Origin of the sequence: Exiguobacterium sp. s28, assembly GCF_018618135.1 — a bacterium.
Classification (GTDB): Bacteria; Bacillota; Bacilli; order Exiguobacteriales; family Exiguobacteriaceae; genus Exiguobacterium; species Exiguobacterium mexicanum_A.
This window is the reverse complement of record NZ_JACSLL010000009.1, coordinates 13,868-30,513: the sequence shown is the minus strand read 5'-3', so window position 1 is coordinate 30,513 and position 16,646 is coordinate 13,868. Positions and strand designations below refer to the sequence as shown.

17 protein-coding genes are annotated in these 16,646 nt (G+C 52.0%); 1 reads left to right on the top strand and 16 read right to left on the bottom strand.

The features are described 5' to 3' along the window. Nucleotides 1-3 precede the first annotated feature (3 nt). From yycF to KNP78_RS10275, 11 genes are all read right to left on the bottom strand, one after another. Nucleotides 4-714 (bottom strand): response regulator YycF, encoded by a 711-nt coding sequence (gene yycF / locus KNP78_RS10325; RefSeq protein ID WP_034780323.1) that lies wholly within the window; start codon nt 712-714, stop codon nt 4-6. Between the two features lie 120 nt (nt 715-834). Then, the gene (locus KNP78_RS10320) at nt 835-2,124 is read right to left on the bottom strand and encodes an adenylosuccinate synthase (RefSeq protein WP_214824070.1); all 1,290 of its coding nucleotides are present in this window, start codon (nt 2,122-2,124) and stop codon (nt 835-837) included. Nucleotides 2,125-2,360: 236 nt separating this feature from the next. Then, entirely contained in the window at nt 2,361-3,713 is a 1,353-nt protein-coding gene (gene dnaB, locus KNP78_RS10315; RefSeq protein ID WP_021067865.1) for a replicative DNA helicase, read from the bottom strand. Between the two features lie 17 nt (nt 3,714-3,730). Then, complete coding sequence (gene rplI, locus KNP78_RS10310; protein WP_214824068.1) at nt 3,731-4,174, bottom strand: 50S ribosomal protein L9; 444 nt, start codon at nt 4,172-4,174, stop codon at nt 3,731-3,733. Beyond that, nucleotides 4,171-6,162, bottom strand: a complete 1,992-nt coding sequence (locus KNP78_RS10305) for a DHH family phosphoesterase (protein ID WP_214718798.1) — start codon at nt 6,160-6,162, stop codon at nt 4,171-4,173. The genes rplI and KNP78_RS10305 overlap by 4 nt, the downstream gene beginning before the upstream one ends. A gap of 150 nt (nt 6,163-6,312) precedes the next feature. After that, nucleotides 6,313-6,543 (bottom strand): 30S ribosomal protein S18, encoded by a 231-nt coding sequence (gene rpsR, locus KNP78_RS10300; protein WP_015880232.1) that lies wholly within the window; start codon nt 6,541-6,543, stop codon nt 6,313-6,315. Nucleotides 6,544-6,583: 40 nt separating this feature from the next. Further along, nucleotides 6,584-7,093 (bottom strand): single-stranded DNA-binding protein, encoded by a 510-nt coding sequence (gene ssb / locus KNP78_RS10295; protein ID WP_024371077.1) that lies wholly within the window; start codon nt 7,091-7,093, stop codon nt 6,584-6,586. 37 nt (nt 7,094-7,130) lie between these two features. Further along, nucleotides 7,131-7,418: a 30S ribosomal protein S6 gene (rpsF, locus tag KNP78_RS10290; RefSeq protein WP_021067861.1), complete on the bottom strand. Its 288-nt coding sequence runs from the start codon at nt 7,416-7,418 to the stop codon at nt 7,131-7,133. Between the two features lie 130 nt (nt 7,419-7,548). Beyond that, nucleotides 7,549-8,649, bottom strand: a complete 1,101-nt coding sequence (gene ychF, locus KNP78_RS10285; protein WP_214824066.1) for a redox-regulated ATPase YchF — start codon at nt 8,647-8,649, stop codon at nt 7,549-7,551. Between the two features lie 152 nt (nt 8,650-8,801). Further along, on the bottom strand, nt 8,802-9,005 hold the full coding sequence (locus KNP78_RS10280) for a DUF951 domain-containing protein (protein ID WP_034780313.1): 204 nt from the start codon (nt 9,003-9,005) through the stop codon (nt 8,802-8,804). Beyond that, complete coding sequence (locus tag KNP78_RS10275; RefSeq protein WP_138860244.1) at nt 8,995-9,933, bottom strand: mechanosensitive ion channel family protein; 939 nt, start codon at nt 9,931-9,933, stop codon at nt 8,995-8,997. The genes KNP78_RS10280 and KNP78_RS10275 overlap by 11 nt, the downstream gene beginning before the upstream one ends. A 169-nt stretch (nt 9,934-10,102) precedes the next feature. Between KNP78_RS10275 and yyaC the strand changes: the two genes are divergently transcribed. Further along, complete coding sequence (gene yyaC / locus KNP78_RS10270; protein WP_034780311.1) at nt 10,103-10,729, top strand: spore protease YyaC; 627 nt, start codon at nt 10,103-10,105, stop codon at nt 10,727-10,729. Here yyaC and KNP78_RS10265 read toward each other — a convergent pair. The 5 genes from KNP78_RS10265 to mnmE all read right to left on the bottom strand — a co-directional run bounded on the left by KNP78_RS10265 (nt 10,702) and on the right by mnmE (nt 16,490). Then, nucleotides 10,702-11,484, bottom strand: coding sequence for a ParB/RepB/Spo0J family partition protein (locus KNP78_RS10265; RefSeq protein WP_214824058.1), 783 nt, complete (start codon nt 11,482-11,484; stop codon nt 10,702-10,704). The two genes, yyaC and KNP78_RS10265, sit on opposite strands and share 28 nt — an antisense overlap. A 45-nt stretch (nt 11,485-11,529) precedes the next feature. Continuing rightward, nucleotides 11,530-12,408: a nucleoid occlusion protein gene (gene noc / locus KNP78_RS10260; protein ID WP_214824056.1), complete on the bottom strand. Its 879-nt coding sequence runs from the start codon at nt 12,406-12,408 to the stop codon at nt 11,530-11,532. Nucleotides 12,409-12,487: 79 nt separating this feature from the next. Beyond that, complete coding sequence (rsmG, locus tag KNP78_RS10255) at nt 12,488-13,204, bottom strand: 16S rRNA (guanine(527)-N(7))-methyltransferase RsmG (RefSeq protein ID WP_214824053.1); 717 nt, start codon at nt 13,202-13,204, stop codon at nt 12,488-12,490. Nucleotides 13,205-13,208: 4 nt separating this feature from the next. Next, nucleotides 13,209-15,095 carry a tRNA uridine-5-carboxymethylaminomethyl(34) synthesis enzyme MnmG gene (gene mnmG, locus KNP78_RS10250; protein ID WP_214824051.1) on the bottom strand — a complete coding sequence of 629 codons (1,887 nt, stop codon included), beginning with the start codon at nt 15,093-15,095 and terminating at the stop codon, nt 13,209-13,211. A 15-nt stretch (nt 15,096-15,110) separates the two neighbouring features. Beyond that, on the bottom strand, nt 15,111-16,490 hold the full coding sequence (mnmE, locus tag KNP78_RS10245; RefSeq protein ID WP_214824049.1) for a tRNA uridine-5-carboxymethylaminomethyl(34) synthesis GTPase MnmE: 1,380 nt from the start codon (nt 16,488-16,490) through the stop codon (nt 15,111-15,113). Nucleotides 16,491-16,646: the final 156 nt, after the last annotated feature.

Genomic DNA, 16,646 nt, shown 5'->3' with positions numbered 1-16,646 from the left:
CGTTTAGTCTTCTTCTCCTGCTTTTAAATAGTAACCGACACCACGGCGCGTGATGATATACGTCGGCGTCGATGGGTTGTCTTCGACTTTCTCACGCAAACGTCGGACCGTCACATCGACCGTACGGACGTCACCGAAGTAGTCATAGCCCCATACCGTCTGGAGCAAATGCTCACGCGTCATGACTTGCCCGATGTTTTGGGCAAGATAATGGATGAGCTCGAACTCACGGTGTGTCAGTTCGATTTTCTCTTCCCGCTTCGTGACCATGTATGAATCCGGATGAATCGTCAAGTCACCGATGACGATATCATTGGCGTTGGCACCTTTCGTTTCTGGGGCCGGGGCCGTTGCATGACGGCGCATGTTCGCCTTGACGCGGGCCAAGAGCTCGCGCGAGCTGAACGGCTTCGTGACGTAATCGTCAGCACCGAGCTCGAGTCCGAGCACTTTATCGATCTCAGAGTCTTTCGCCGTCAACATGATGATCGGCATATCGTACTTCTTCCGGACTTCACGGCATACTTCCATACCGTCTTTGAGCGGCAACATGATGTCGAGCAAAATCAAATCTGGTTTGACTTCTTCGACTTTCACGAGCGCTTCTTCCCCGTCATAGGCGACGTGGACTTGGTAACCTTCTTTTTCAAGCTTAAACTTCAATATATCTGCGATTGGTTGTTCGTCATCTACCACTAAAATCGTACGATCCATTCAGTGAGTCCTCCTCTTATCGTTAAACGTACATGTCTACATTGTAACTCTTTTTCTATAGGTTAGAAAGCGTGGTCCATTTCCGTGGAAATGAAAAGAGAGCCACGAGGGCTCTCTGTCTTATGCTTTGTAAATATCACGCAAGATGACCGTTTGCTCACGTGCCGGTCCGACCGAGAACGTCAACAATTCGATACCTGTCAACGCTTCGATGCGCTTGACATAGTTCTGCGCGTTCACCGGCAAGTCTTCGAACTTGCGAACGCCTGTGATGTCTTCTGTCCAGCCTGGAAGCTCTTCAAACACCGGCTTGCACTGTTCGAGCACGCGGAAGTTCGGCGGGTACTCGTCGAGGAGCTTGCCTTCGAACTCGTAGGCTGTACAGATCTTGAGCGTCTCAAGACCTGTCAACACGTCAATCGAGTTGAGGCAAAGGTCTGTGATCCCACTGACGCGGCGTGAGTGACGGACGACGACCGAGTCGAACCAACCGACGCGACGCGGACGTCCTGTCGTCGTACCGTACTCTTTTCCGACCTCACGGATCGTGTGACCGATCGCATCGTCAAGCTGGGTCGGGAACGGGCCGTCTCCGACACGTGACGTGTACGCCTTACAGACGCCGACGACGTGATGGATCTTCGATGGTCCGATTCCGGCACCGCTCGATACGCCGCCTGAAGCTGCGTTCGATGATGTGACGAACGGGTACGTTCCATGGTCGATGTCGAGCAACACACCTTGTGCGCCTTCAAATAACACTTTCTGTTCTTCGTCGAGCGCGTTGTTCAACACGACCGATGTATCACATACGTACTTGGCGAACTGTTGGCCGTACGCGTAGTATTCTTCGAAGATGTCATCGAATTCGATCGCATCGACTTCATACATCTTCACGAACATGCGGTTTTTAATCGTGAGGACGGTCTTGAGCTTCTCGGCGAACACTTCTTTGTCGAGAAGGTCGGCGATGCGAATCCCGATACGCGCCGCTTTGTCCATGTAGCAAGGACCGATCCCTTTGAGCGTCGTCCCGACTTTGGCGTCGCCTTTCGCGTCCTCTTCGAGCTTGTCTTGCAACTGGTGGTACGGCAAGATGACGTGGGCCCGGTTCGAGATGCGGAGGTTATCCGTACTCACGCCACGCTCGTGCAAGTACGCGAGCTCCGTGACGAGCGATTTCGGATTGACGACCATCCCGTTCCCGATGACACATGTTTTGTCCGAGTAGAAGATCCCCGATGGAATCAAGTGAAGTTTATACTTCGTATCGTTGAAGACGATCGTATGACCAGCGTTGTCTCCCCCTTGATAACGCGCGACGACCTCGGCCTGCTTCGATAAGAAGTCCGTGATTTTCCCTTTACCTTCATCGCCCCACTGCGTTCCCACTACGACTACTGATGACATAATGAATCCTCCTTGTAGATAAACGTTCTATTCAAACCATCCGTAAGTGTACACTTGCTTCTCGCGAAAGTCAACCTAATACCGAACGATATTTTTATGTTGTAACCTTTCGTTCGTTATTGACGCCTCATTTCTCATCCAACGAATGAATTCTTCAAAAATTGAATACGTTTAGGTCCAAAGACCGACAAAAAAGGCGACGTCTCGTGACGTCGCCTTTGGCGGAATGACTCGTCCTACATCGGTGGCGCAAAAGCTTGCGTCTCCATGTTGACGAACTTGTTATATTCTTTTCGGAACGAGAGCTTGACCGTGCCGGTCGGACCATTACGCTGTTTGGCGATGATGATCTCGATCGTGTTGGCGTCTTCACTCTCTTTATCGTAATAGTCGTCCCGGTAGAGGAACGCGACGATATCGGCATCTTGCTCAATCGCCCCGGATTCTCGGATATCCGACATCATCGGCCGCTTGTCTTGACGGCTCTCAACACCACGTGAGAGCTGGGACAAGGCGATGACCGGCACTTGAAGCTCACGCGCGATCGCTTTGAGCGTACGCGAGATTTCCGAGACTTCTTGTTGCCGGTTCTCGCCCGGCTTGCCGTTCCCGACGATGAGCTGCAAGTAGTCGATCATAATCATGCCGAGGCCGTGCTCTTGTTTCAAGCGACGGCATTTGGCTCGGATCTCGTTGACCCGGAGACCCGGCGTATCATCGATATAGATACCGGCTTGTGACAGTGACGACATGGCGAGCGAGAGACGCCCCCAGTCCTCGGCCTCGAGCCGACCCGTCCGCAGACGCTGGGCATCGATATTGCCTTCCGCACAGAGCATCCGCATGACGAGCTGCTCGGCACCCATCTCCAAACTGAAGATGGCGACGTTCTCGCCGGTACGGACGGCCACGTTTTGCGAGATGTTGAGGGCGAAGGCCGTCTTCCCGACGGAAGGACGGGCCGCGACGATAATGAGGTCGTTACGTTGAAACCCGGCCGTCATCTTGTCGAGATCGCTGAACCCGGTCGCGATGCCGGTAATCTCCCCGCTCGATTGGTGCAGTTTTTCAATCGTCGAGTAAGCGTCCGATAAGACCGAACCGATCGGATGAAAGCTCGACTGCCCTTTTCGTTGCGAGACTTTCAAAATGTTCCGCTCAGCATCTGACAGGACGGCATCGACCTCGTCTTGGCGTTCATAGCCGTCCGAGACGATATTCGTCGCAGTCCGAATCAAGCGGCGGAGTGCCGCCTTTTGATCGACGACGTTCAAATAATACCCGATGTTCCCGATGGCTGGAACCGCCTCGGCGATTTCCGCCAAATAGTTCAATCCACCGATCTCATCGAGAATACCTTGGGCTTGAAGCTCCGAACTGAGCGTGACCAAATCGACGAGTTCGCCCCGGTCATTGATTTTCAGCATTGCCTCAAAGATCCGTTGATGGCTGACACGATAAAAGTCGTCCGGGTCGACCCGTTCCGAGGCCGTGATCAGCCGATCGGAATCGAGAATGACGGCCCCGAGGACAGCTTGTTCCGCTTCGACGCTATGTGGCGGGGTATTGACTTGAATCGCATCACTCATACGTGTCTACCTCACCTTCACGCTTCTTGAACATGAACGTTTAACATAGCCGTGACGTCGTGGTGCAACTTCACCGGCACTTTCGTAAACCCGAGCGCTTTGATTGGGTGTTCGAGCTCGATTTTACGCTTGTCGATCTTGTAGCCCATCCCTTTCAACGCTTCACCGATTTGTTTGCTCGTGACCGATCCGAAGACGCGACCGCCCTCACCTGACTTCGTCTTGACGACGATCGTCTCTTTTTCAAGCTTGTCCTTCAACTGCTGGGCTTGTTTCAATTCTGCTTCAGCCGCTTCTTCGGCGCGTCGCTCTCTTGCGGCGAACGCCTTCAAGTTACCCGGTGTCGCTTCGACCGCCAAGTTCTTTTTAAAGAGTACGTTCTTCGCGTAAGCGTCCGCGACGTCTTTGACGTCACCAGCTTTACCTTGACCTTTAACATCTACTTTTAAAATGACTTTCATTCAGAATCCTCTCCCTCTGTTTCATCTGTCATATAATGATCAATCGCTTCTTGTAATAACGTTTTCGCCTGTTCCCGGCTCACGTTCAATTGTGTCGCCGCATTCGTCAAATGACCGCCCCCGTCCAGCATCTCCATGATGACTTGGACGTTGACATCACCGAGCGAACGGGCACTAATGCCGGTTCGGCCGTCGGGTAAGACGGCGATGACGAACGATGCTTTGACGCCCTCCATATTAAGGAGCTGGTCAGCGGCTTGGGCGATCAACACTTGATGGTGCACTTCATCGTCCGAGGCGACGGCGATCGCCATGCCGTCGGAATAGATGTCCGTGTTTTCGAGAATATGAGACTGTTCGATATACGAATCGAGGTCTTGCCGCATGAAGTGCTGGACGAGCACGGTGTCTGCCCCTTGAATCCGAAGGAAGGAAGCGGCATCGAACGTCCGCGACCCGGTCCGCAAGGTGAATCCTTTCGTGTCGACCACCATACCTGCGAGGAGCGACGTCGCTTCTAAAATCGATAGCTTGCGCGTACCGGCCTGATACTCGATCAACTCCGTTACGAGTTCGCACGTCGAGGATGCGTACGGCTCCATATAGACGAGGACCGGATCTTCAATGAACTCTTCACCACGGCGATGGTGGTCGATGACGACGACCCGTTCCGCGCGGTCTAGAATATCCCGCGAGATGACGAGCGACGGCCGGTGCGTATCGACGACGACGAGGAGCGTCTGTTCGTCGATGAGGGGTTGAGCCTCGAACTCGGTCAAAAAACGGCTATACAGCTCTTCGTCGTTTTCGACTTCATTGACGAGACGTTGGATCCCAACGCTCGTCTCGCCGGCCGGGATGACGACGTACGCCTCACGTCCGACAAATTCAGCCAGTTTCATGATGCCGATGGATGCTCCAAGCGAGTCCATATCCGGGTTTTTATGCCCCATGATCAGGACACGGCTCGACTCGCGAATCAAATCACGCATCGAGTTCGAGATGACGCGGGCGCGAACCCGGGTCCGTTTCTCGGTCGGGTTCGTCTTGCCGCCGAAAAAGCGGACTTTCCCGTTATGACGTTTGACGACGACTTGATCCCCGCCGCGTCCGAGCCCTAAATCAAGGCTCGATTGCGACAAGTTCCCCAGTTCCGTCAGCGTCGTCTCCCCACAACCGATCCCGATGGAGAGTGTGAGCGGAATTTTATGCTCTTTCGTCGCCTCACGGACCTCATCGAGAATCGAGAATCGATTGTTCTCGAGTTCGGAGAGCGTCCGTTCGTTCATCACGAGAAAGAAACGATCGGCTGCCGTTCGACGCATATAGATGTGGTATTTTTGAGCCCATTGGTTCAAGAGGACGGTCACGCGTCGATTGATTTCACTCCGGACCTGTTCATCCACAGCGGTTGACATCTCGTCATAGTTGTCTAAGTATAAGACGCCGATCACCGTCTGCGTTTCCGAGTATTTTTGTTCAATCTCTGCCTCATCCGTCATGTCGAACAAGTAAAGGGTCTGATACTCCTTATTGTAGAGGACCCGATAAACGCGGTCTCCGACTTCGATGGTCGCCTCGTCCTCTTCTTCCTCAATCAACTCGGTGAACGCCGAGTGAATCGAATCGATCGAGATCCCGAGTTCCATCTCGAGCTCAAAGATGAGTCGAGACTGTTCATTGAACCAGCTGATGCGACGAGTTTCGTCAAAGACGAGAATCCCAATCGGCATGCCGGTGAGCGCTTCTTTCCCGACGTCTTCGATTCGATGCGACAAAGAATGGACGTATTGTTCCCACGCCTTGCGTTCTCGTCGAATCGTCACTTGCTGATAGATGAAAAAAATCAGCGTACCCACGAACAGGGTGATTGCCGCCACAATGCTGTAGAACGCCAATCCTAACGCGACAAGCAGTCCAATCACATATGGAACGGCGTGACGCGCGTACTGGTTCTTCACTGATGTTATTGCTTCACCACTGTACATGTGTGCCTCCTAAAATGAGTGGTGTTCCACCCATGATATCTAAATGGTTTCTGCTCTATCATACCATATCCGTCCGTTTCACTTACACTCCTACATCGGCTCGGAAAACAAAAAACGACCTATCCCGAGGGATAAGCCGTGTGTCAAAAATTACTCTGCAACGTATGGAAGCAAAGCCATTTGACGTGAGCGCTTGATAGCGACAGTAAGTGGACGTTGGTATTTCGCTGAAGTACCAGTCACACGACGTGGAAGAATTTTACCACGCTCCGAAACGAAGCGTTTGAGCAATTCTACGTCTTTATAATCGATATGAGTGATGTTGTTCGACGTAAAGAAACATACTTTACGTCGACGACGACCTCCTGGACGACGTGCCATGTGAAGACCTCCTTTTTAGTTTAGTTTCGAATCGACGCGATCAAAATGGTAGATCGTCATCCGATAAGTCGATTTTTCCGCCACCCGAGAACGGGTCAGCTTCAAAACCTTTGTTTGAGTTCGAGGACTGAGATGAAGTCGAAGAAGCGGCTGCGCCCCATCCTGATCCACTTGACTCACCACCACCGAAGACATCTCCAGCCGGTGCTGTATCACGTTGCGTTGAAGCACCGCGTGGTTCAAGGAAGCGTACGCTATCGGCTACGACTTCTGCCCGGTAACGACGTTGGCCATCTTGACCTTCGTAACTACTGATTTGAAGGCGACCGTCTACGCCGGCCATGCTGCCTTTTTTCAAATATTGTGCTACGTTCTCTGCTTGTTTGCGCCAAACGACACAATCAATAAAGTCCGCCTCGCGCTTCCCATCTTGTCCAGTGAATGGACGATCGCAAGCGAGAGTGAAGCGAGTTACGGCAATCCCGCTCTGCGTATAACGCATTTCTGGATCGCGTGTCAATCGACCAACTAACACAACTCGGTTAATCATCTCAAAGCTCCCCTTTCGCAATATGAAGCGTTAAGAATTAACGCTCGTCTTTAGTTGTCATTTGACGGACAACGTCATCAGAGATCTTCATGAGACGCTCTGTTTCTTGAATCGCTTTAGGCTCAGCAGTGATGTTGAGAAGAACGTAGTGTCCTTCGCGCATCTTGTTGATTTCGTAAGCGAGACGACGTTTACCCATGTCTGTTGTTTTATCAACAGTACCACCGTTTTCAGTGATGACGTTGTTGAAGCGTTCGATTAAAGCTTTCTTGGCTTCCTCATCAACTGATGGACGGATAATGTAAAGAAGTTCGTATTTACGCATTATCTTTCACCTCCTCTTGGACTAACGGCTCCTACCGGTTGTAGGAGCAAGGAGCAAACAATTGTTTTACTCACGTCATAATATACTATCAAACTTCTGTTCATTTTACAATACGTTTGCGGAAAATGGCTTAAACGTTGAAGCGGAACGTGACAACATCGCCGTCTTGGAAGACGTATTCTTTTCCTTCTGAGCGAAGTTTCCCTTGTTCTTTAACTGCCGTCATGTTGCCGGCAGCTGACAAGTCTTCATACGATACGACTTCGGCACGGATGAACCCACGTTCAAAGTCAGAGTGGATGACGCCCGCACATTGTGGAGCTTTCATGCCTTGCTTGAACGTCCAGGCGCGCACTTCTTTCTCACCAGCCGTGAAGTATGTGGCGAGACCGAGCGTCGAGTAGGCGGCACGAATCAATTGATCGAGCCCCGACTCTTCGATGCCGAGGTCTTGCAAGAACTCAAGGCGCTCTTCTGGCTCGAGTTCTGAGATTTCTTCCTCGATGCGAGCACAGATGACGATTACTTTCGCCTCTTCTGTCGCGGCGTGTTCACGAACTGCTTGGACGTAAGGATTTTGGTCCGCGTCAGCCACTTCGTCCTCACTCACGTTCGCGACGTAAAGCATCGGCTTCATCGTGAGCAACTGGAAATGTTTGACGATAGCGAGTTGATCCTCTGTCAATTCAGCAACACGAGCCGGGCGCTCCGATTCGAGGACTGCTTGAACGATTTCAAGTGCTTCGAGCTCTTGAGCTGCGCCTTTGTCTTTCGACTTGACCATTTTTTGAACGCGTGTGATGCGTTTCTCGACCAATTCAAGGTCGGCCAAAATCAATTCGAGGTTGATGGTCGTGATGTCATCGATCGGTGAGACTTTACCCGCGACGTGTGTGATGTTGTCATCTTCAAAGCAACGGACGACTTGGGAAATCGCGTCGACTTCACGGATGTTAGCCAGGAATTTGTTTCCGAGCCCTTCCCCTTTTGACGCACCTTTTACGATTCCGGCGATGTCTGTAAACTCAAATGCGGTCGGTACGGTCTTCTTCGGTTTGACGAGTTCCGTCAACCGGTCAAGACGCGCGTCCGGTACTTCGACGACCCCAACGTTCGGGTCGATCGTGGCGAACGGATAGTTGGCTGCCTCTACACCGGCTTGCGTGATGGCGTTAAATAATGTCGATTTCCCGACGTTCGGTAATCCGACGATTCCTGCTGTTAATCCCACTTGTATTTCCTCCTCATCCGGCTTTCCCGGGAAATGTTGATCCGTCTGTGGAGTGGGTACGTTCAGTACACCACACCGTCACATCCTTCACAATTATAGTTAGTCCTCGATTAAACCGCAACTCACGGTTGTAACATAGAGAAGAACGCCACTTATTCAGCGGCGTTCTCTTGTGGAAGCACTTTTTTCAATCGCTTATCAAAGTCGCGGCGCGGCATGAGTACACTCGCCCCGCAGCCTTGACACTTGATACGAATGTCCATCCCGACCCGAGTCACCTGCCAACGGTTCGTCTGACAGGCGTGTGGTTTCTTCATTTCTACAAAATCGTTCAACTCATACGATTTAGCCTGCATTTTCGGGCGCTCCTTTAGTCGATGTGGTTGGCGGCATCATGACGGTCCGCGGATACGGGATCTCGATTCCGCGCTCATCAAGTCCGGTTTTCAACTCTTTATGCAAAATCCGTCCGGCCGCGAAGTGTTGCGTCGGTGGCACTTCGGCCATGAGACGATAGACGACTTCCGATGGTCCGAGCGACTGGACCCCGGCGAGCGTGATCGGCTCGATGAACAAGTCGTGATACTTCTCTTCGACCGTCTTCGCGATCTCTTTCAACGCCTTCTCGACTTTGCCCATGTCTTCTTCATAGGCGACACCGATATCGACGACCGCGACGCTGTTCTCGAGCGAGTAGTTCGTCACTTGCATGATCTGTCCGTTCGGGATGATCGTCACTTGCCCGTTCAATCCCTTCAACTTCGTCGTCCGAATCCCGACTTCGATGACGGTCCCGTCGACTTGTTGATTCAAATTGACGTAATCCCCGTTCTTGTATTGATTTTCAAAGATGATGAAGGCGCCCGTGATGACGTCTTTCACCAAGTTCTGCGCCCCGAACGAGATGGCGAGACCGGCGACCCCGGCCGATGCGATCAAACCAGCGATGTTGACGCCGAACTGGCCTAGCACCGTCAAAATCATAATCAAGCCAAGGACGTACCGAATCGTGTTTTGAGCCAGTTTTGACAGCGTCTCATTTTGGCGCTGGGCCACGATATTATCTTCTTTGATTTTGCGCAAGGCGAACACGCGCTGCACCATCGACGTCAAAATGCGTGACGCCACATAAAGCGCCAAGATGATGAGCGCGACACCTGTCAATTTAATGCCGAGCCCAATCCACATCTCCGTGTCTTGGAAATAAGCGACGAACCGATTGACGTTATCAATCGTCTCATCGGCCACTGTGCTCAAGTCTGTATCTGTATTTTGTGAAGCCATGTTGTCACCTCTAAAGTTATAGATTCTAACTCATCAAACCATAATTGACGACTTTTCTCAAACCCTACATCCGGACGTTATAAGTTTCGGTGTTCCGGGAATGGGATAATACGGTTTCATTCCGCAATTGCAACTAGACGCAGGCAGCTTAGAAGAGAGGATGAGATTCATGCCGTTTCGCCTAAAACCTCATAAACCATACTCTTTCTTCATCGAACATACCGAACGGAGTGGATCCAAGCTCTTTGCCGATCAACTGCACGACCAGTTGGCGAAAGAGACGCATCGTCCCATCGTCCTCGTGTGTATCGGCTCCGACCGTTCCACGGGGGATTCACTCGGACCGCTCGTCGGTACCTTCCTCGAAGAACGGTCCGTTCGCAATATCCATGTTTACGGGACGCTGACAAAACCGGTCCATGCCTTGAACCTCGTCGAGACGCTCCACGAGATTCAGACACGATTTCACCGCCCCCTCATCATTGCAATCGACGCCTGTCTCGGCCGATTGTCGAGTGTCGGGTATATCTTCTTTTCGGAAGGGCCGCTCGCTCCTGGCGCCGGCGTCCAAAAAGAGCTCCCTTCGGTCGGTGAATACAACATCAAAGCTGTCGTCAACGTGAGCGGCTTTATGGAGATGATGATTTTGCAGAACACACGCTTACATCTCGTCTACGAGTTGGCCCGTTTCATCACCGATGGCTTTGCCGAATTCGACTTACGAATCGGACGGCTCCATCAAGAAGAGGCAGCCATTACCCGGCTTCGTCAATCTCGCGACGAATCGAAATCTTGAGGCGATAAAAGCGTCAACAAATGCTCCAAATCGTCTTGCGAGAAATACTTCAGCTCGAGGACGCCCCCTTTTCGACGCGGGCGAATCGATACATCCATTTGAAGACGTTCCGCTAGCACCGCCTCGACGGCTTCCACGTCGGCGTCCGAGCGCTTGAGCGTCTTTTTTTCAATGCGCTCTTTTTGTAAATAGCGCTCGAGCCGTCGGACCGTCCATTGCTCGGCGATGACGCGACGGGCAATCTGTTCCATCGCCTGAACCGATTTCATGCCGGTGATGGCCCGGGCGTGGCCCATCGTCAACTCACCGACCATGACCGCATGCTGGACCGCACTCGGTAACCGAAGCAGTCTGAGGCTGTTCGTCACATGGCTCCGACTCTTGCCGACACGTTCAGCGAGCTGTTGTTGCGTCAGACCGAGTGTCTGCATCAACTGTTCGTAGGCGAGTGCCTCTTCGATTGCGTTCAAGTCGGCGCGTTGAATATTCTCAATCAAGGCCAGCTCCATGACGCGGTCCGAGTCGGCTGTAACAATCAGCGCCGGGATATCCGTCTTGCCGGCTAACTTCGCAGCTTGAAACCGGCGCTCGCCGGCGATGATTTCATAAAATCCACTCGCTTTACGGACGACGATTGGTTGCAACACACCGTAACGCTCAATCGACTGCCTGAGTTCGTCTAACTTTTCCGGCTCAAACTGTTTGCGGGGCTGGTTCGGGTTCGGGCGAATATGATTGATCGGTAACCGTTCCATCCTGATTCCTCCATTCCATCTGATTGCTACAAAAAAAGCACGGGCTCACTTTTGTGGCCGTGCTTTCGGGATTCGAATCCGAATTTCAACAAATTCATCTTCTTCGACTTCCTCGGTTTGGACTTCGATTCCGGTTTTGCCGATCAAACTGACCGAGTCCCGGATCGTGTTGATAGCGATTCGTGTATCTCTGGCGAAACTTTTCGTCCGACGGCGCTGTTTTTTCGGTTTCCGTTTTTCTTCCTCAATCGGTGTCGTCAAAAACTCGACGCGTTCTTCCGTCTCTTTGACGTTGAAGTCTTGCTCTAAAATTTCCATGAGCACTTGGATTTGAAGACCGGACTCTTTGAGTGGCAAGAGTGCACGGGCATGTCGTTCGTTGATTTGACGATCACGCAAACATTGCTTCACATCTTCCGGTAATTTTAATAGACGCAATTTATTGGCGATTGTCGACTGACTTTTGCCAAGACTCTTCGCAAGTGCGGCTTGTGTCAATCTGTTCATGGCGAGCAAACGATCATATGCTTCCGCTTCCTCGATTGGACTGAGCTGTTCCCGTTGCAAGTTTTCGATTAGCGCCAAGGCGGCTGTCGTATCGTCATCCATCTCCCGGACGATAGCCGGAATGACAGACCATCCGAGCGACTTGACGGCCCGGAAACGACGCTCCCCAGCGATAATCTCGTAGCGATCCCCTTCCGCCTTGCGAACGACAATCGGCTGCAAAAGACCATGTTCGTCAATCGTGACGGCCAATTCTTCAATTTTAGCCGGCTCGAATACTTTACGCGGTTGATAACGGTTCGGTAGAAGCAACGATAAGGCAATTTCTTGGACAGCATCATTCGATTTGACTTCTGCCAGTTCCGTGACGGCTACTTCTGGACGACTTCCGAACAGTTTAGCAAATGTTTTCTTCAACGTCGGCACCCCTCTATGTAAAAAATAAGCAGATTCCACTACCGGAATCTGCTTTTCGTTTCACGTGAAACACTATTGCTCAGATTAGCGGCTCTTTCGCCGGAGTACCCGCTTTACGTGGATATTTCCCAGGCGTTTTTCGTAATTTATCTACAATTACGATATTACGCTCACTCATCTCTCCTGGCAATAGGAACTGGTGTGTCGTTTTTACTTCCCCACCGAGCACGGCCAAGGCGTTTTTCGCATCGACAAGCTCGTCAGAAACCTTCGCTGCTTTGAGCGCTACGAACGCTCCGCCGACTTTTGCGAGCGGTAAACAGTACTCGGCGAGCACCGTCATCCGGGCAACCGCACGGGCGGTTACGACATCAAATTGTTCACGAAACTTTTTATTTTTTCCAAACTCTTCGGCGCGTCCATGATGGAACGCGACACCTTCTAGCCCGAGCGTGAGCGCGAGTTCGTTCAAGAACGTGATCCGCTTGTTAAGCGAGTCGATAATCGTTACATGAAGGTGCGGGAATAGGATTTTGAGCGGCAAACTCGGGAATCCAGCCCCGGCACCGACATCACAGACGGTATCCACGTTTGCGAAGTCGAAATGGAACGCCGCACTGAGCGAGTCATAGAAATGCTTCAAATACACTTCTTCCTTATCTGTGATCGCCGTCAAATTCATCTTCTCATTCCACTCGACGAGCATCTCGAAATACAGTTCGAACTGAGCGAGTTGTTTCTCGCTCAATTCAAACCCTTCTGCCTGCAGCGCCTCAATAAATTGGGATTGGTTCATCGTTTCACTCCACTGTCGCGTATTGTCCTTGCTCGATATAGACAAGGAGGATCGAGACGTCCGCCGGGTTTACCCCGGAAATACGTGACGCTTGTCCAATCGAGAGCGGACGAACTTGTTTTAGTTTTTGTTTCGCTTCCGTCGCAAGACCACCGATTGCATCGTAATCGAGTTTCTCCGGAATCCGTTTTTCTTCCATCCGACGCATCTTCTCGACTTGCTCGAGCTGCTTCGAGATGTAGCCTTCGTATTTCACTTGAATCTCGACTTGCTCCGCCACTTCAAACGGCACTTCGATCGGGGCCGGTGCCAAGCGCATGAGCGTCGCGTACGTCACTTCTGGCCGCTTCAATAAAATGCTGGCATGCGTCGCTTCTTTGAGCGGGTTCGCGCCCACTTCTTCGAGCACAGCGTTCACGTCAGCCGACGGTTTGATGACGAGTCCGTTGAGACGTTTTACTTCTGCCGCAATCGCGACTCGTTTGTCTTCAAGGTGGGCATGACGCTCTGGTGACAATAGACCGACTTCGTGACCGATATCGCTCAAGCGAAGGTCCGCATTGTCGTGACGCAAAAGCAACCGATACTCGGCGCGGGATGTGAGCAAGCGATACGGCTCGTTCGTCCCTTTCGTCACGAGGTCGTCAATCAAGACGCCGATATACGCCTGTGAGCGGTCCAAGATGACTGGCTCTTTGCCGAGCACTTGGCATGCGGCGTTGATTCCGGCCATGATTCCTTGTCCGGCCGCTTCTTCATAGCCGCTCGTCCCGTTGATTTGACCTGCCGTGAACAATCCGCCGACCGTCTTTGTTTCGAGTGTCGGCCAAAGTTGCGTCGGCACGACCGCATCGTACTCGATCGCATATCCAGGGCGCATCATCTCTGAGTTCTCAAGTCCAGGAATCGTCCGGAGCATTTGATGCTGAACGTCTTCCGGCATACTCGTCGAGAAGCCTTGAACGTAAATCTCTTCCGTATCGCGACCTTCTGGCTCGAGGAAGATTTGGTGACGTGGTTTATCGTTAAACCGGACGACTTTATCTTCAATCGATGGGCAGTAACGCGGGCCCGTCCCTTTGATGGCACCCGAGTACATCGGCGAACGGTGCAAGTTCTCGTCGATCAATTGGTGTGTCCGCTCGCTCGTGTAGGTGAGCCAGCACGGGATTTGCTCGATCGGGTCGAGGTCTTTCGACGTGTAAGAGAAGAGCGACGGATTGTCGTCCCCTGGTTGAATCTCCGTCTTCGAGTAATCGATCGTCTTGCCGTCGATGCGTGGTGGTGTCCCCGTTTTGAAACGGACGAGTTCGAGCCCGAGCTCTTCTAAATGCTTCGACAATTCGACCGAAGGCATCTGGTTGTTCGGACCGCTCTCATACGACAATTCGCCGATGATGATTTGACCGCGCATGAACGTACCCGTCGTGACGATGACCGCTTTCGAGCGGTACTCCGAACCGGTATTCGTGACGACACCGGCGACTTTCCCGTCTTCGATGAGAAGTCGTTCGACGAGCGCTTGACGAAGCAATAGGTTCGGTTCGTCTTCAAGCACTTTCTTCATATGATTTTGGTATTGGAATTTGTCCGCTTGCGCCCGTAATGCGCGCACTGCTGGACCTTTTGATGTGTTGAGCATCTTCATTTGAATGTACGTCGCATCGATCGCCTTCGCCATCTCGCCGCCGAGGGCATCGATTTCGCGAACGACGATCCCTTTCGCGGGACCACCGATCGATGGGTTGCAGTACATGAATCCGACCATATCCGGATTCATCGTGAGCATCGCCGTTTTCGCGCCCATGCGTGCCGACGCCAGTGCGGCCTCGATCCCTGCATGACCGGCTCCGATGACGATGACATCAAACTCGCCTGCCGTGTAAGCCATAGTTGTTCCTCCTTATTATTTCCCAAGACAAAACTGTGAAAAGAGTTGATCAATCAAACTTTCTTGAACGGTGTCCCCGTTGATCTCGCCGAGCGTGTCCCACGCCCGTCGTAAATCGATTTGGACCATATCGATCGGCAAATTCATGACGGCACTTCCGAGCGCCTCATCGATTTGTTCGATCGTCCGTTTGATGAGTTGAATGTGTCGTGCGTTCGAGATATATGTCATATCCTGTGATTCGACGCCTTTAGCGAAGAACAAGTTCGAGATTGCATTCTCCAATGCATCGATTCCCTCTTCTAATAAGAGAGACGTCGCCACGATTGGGCGACCTGCCGCTAGTTTCTCCAGCTTAGAAGAATCCATACTTTGTGGCAAGTCCGTCTTATTGATGATGATGATCGCATTCATACCAGCAATCGCCTCAAACAAGGCCTCATCCTCGACAGTCAGACCTTCGTGCCCGTTCAAGACGAGCAAAATCAAGTCCGCGCCCGTGAGCGCCTTGCGTGACTTCTCGACACCGATCCGCTCGACGATGTCTTCCGTCTCTCGAATCCCTGCTGTATCAATCAATTTGAGCGGAACGCCTTTGACGTTCACATACTCTTCAATCGTATCGCGCGTCGTGCCGGCGATTTCCGTGACAATCGCTTTCGTCTCTTGAACGAGCGTGTTCATGAGCGATGACTTGCCGACGTTCGGCCGACCGATAATCGCTGTCGCGAGACCTTCCCGCAAGATTTTCCCTTGTCGCGCCGTCTCAAGCAGTTGCTCGAGCACACGCTTCACTTCGCCCGCCTTGTCTTCGACGATGGCCTGGGTCATCTCTTCGGCGTCGTATTCCGGGTAGTCGATATTGACCTCGACCGCCGCAATCGTCTCAAGCAACAATTGACGCAACTCGCGGACAAGCCGTGACAAACGTCCTTCCATTTGTGACATGGCGACGTTCATGGCCCGATCCGTTTTGGCACGAATCAAATCCATGACGGCCTCGGCTTGCGACAAATCGATGCGTCCATTTAAAAAGGCGCGTTTCGTGAACTCGCCCGGTTCTGCCAAGCGGATGTCCGGTTGTTCAAGAATCAGTTCGAGGACACGATTGACCGCGACGATTCCTCCGTGGCAATTGATTTCGACGACGTCTTCTCGCGTGAACGTCTTCGGTGCGCGCATGATGCTCACCATGACTTCATCGACGACCTCGTCCGTGCCAGGACGTTTCAATTTTCCGTAATGGATCGTATGTGACTCCACTTTCGTCAAATCTTTTCCAGAAAACACACGGCCCACCGTCTCGACGGCGCGGTCACCGGACAAGCGGACGATTCCGATTGCCCCTTCACCCATCGGCGTCGAAATCGCCGTAATCGTGTCAAACTCTAGCATCATCTTTCCCTCCCATACTTCTTACTACTTCCTCTATCTTATGCATAACGCACCTACTATACACGATATTTGTCTCGAACGAAAGAGTCCGACCTCTCGAGCAACGGTTGCATTTCAAGGAATTACTTTAGTACAATAAAGGAATATATTTCCATG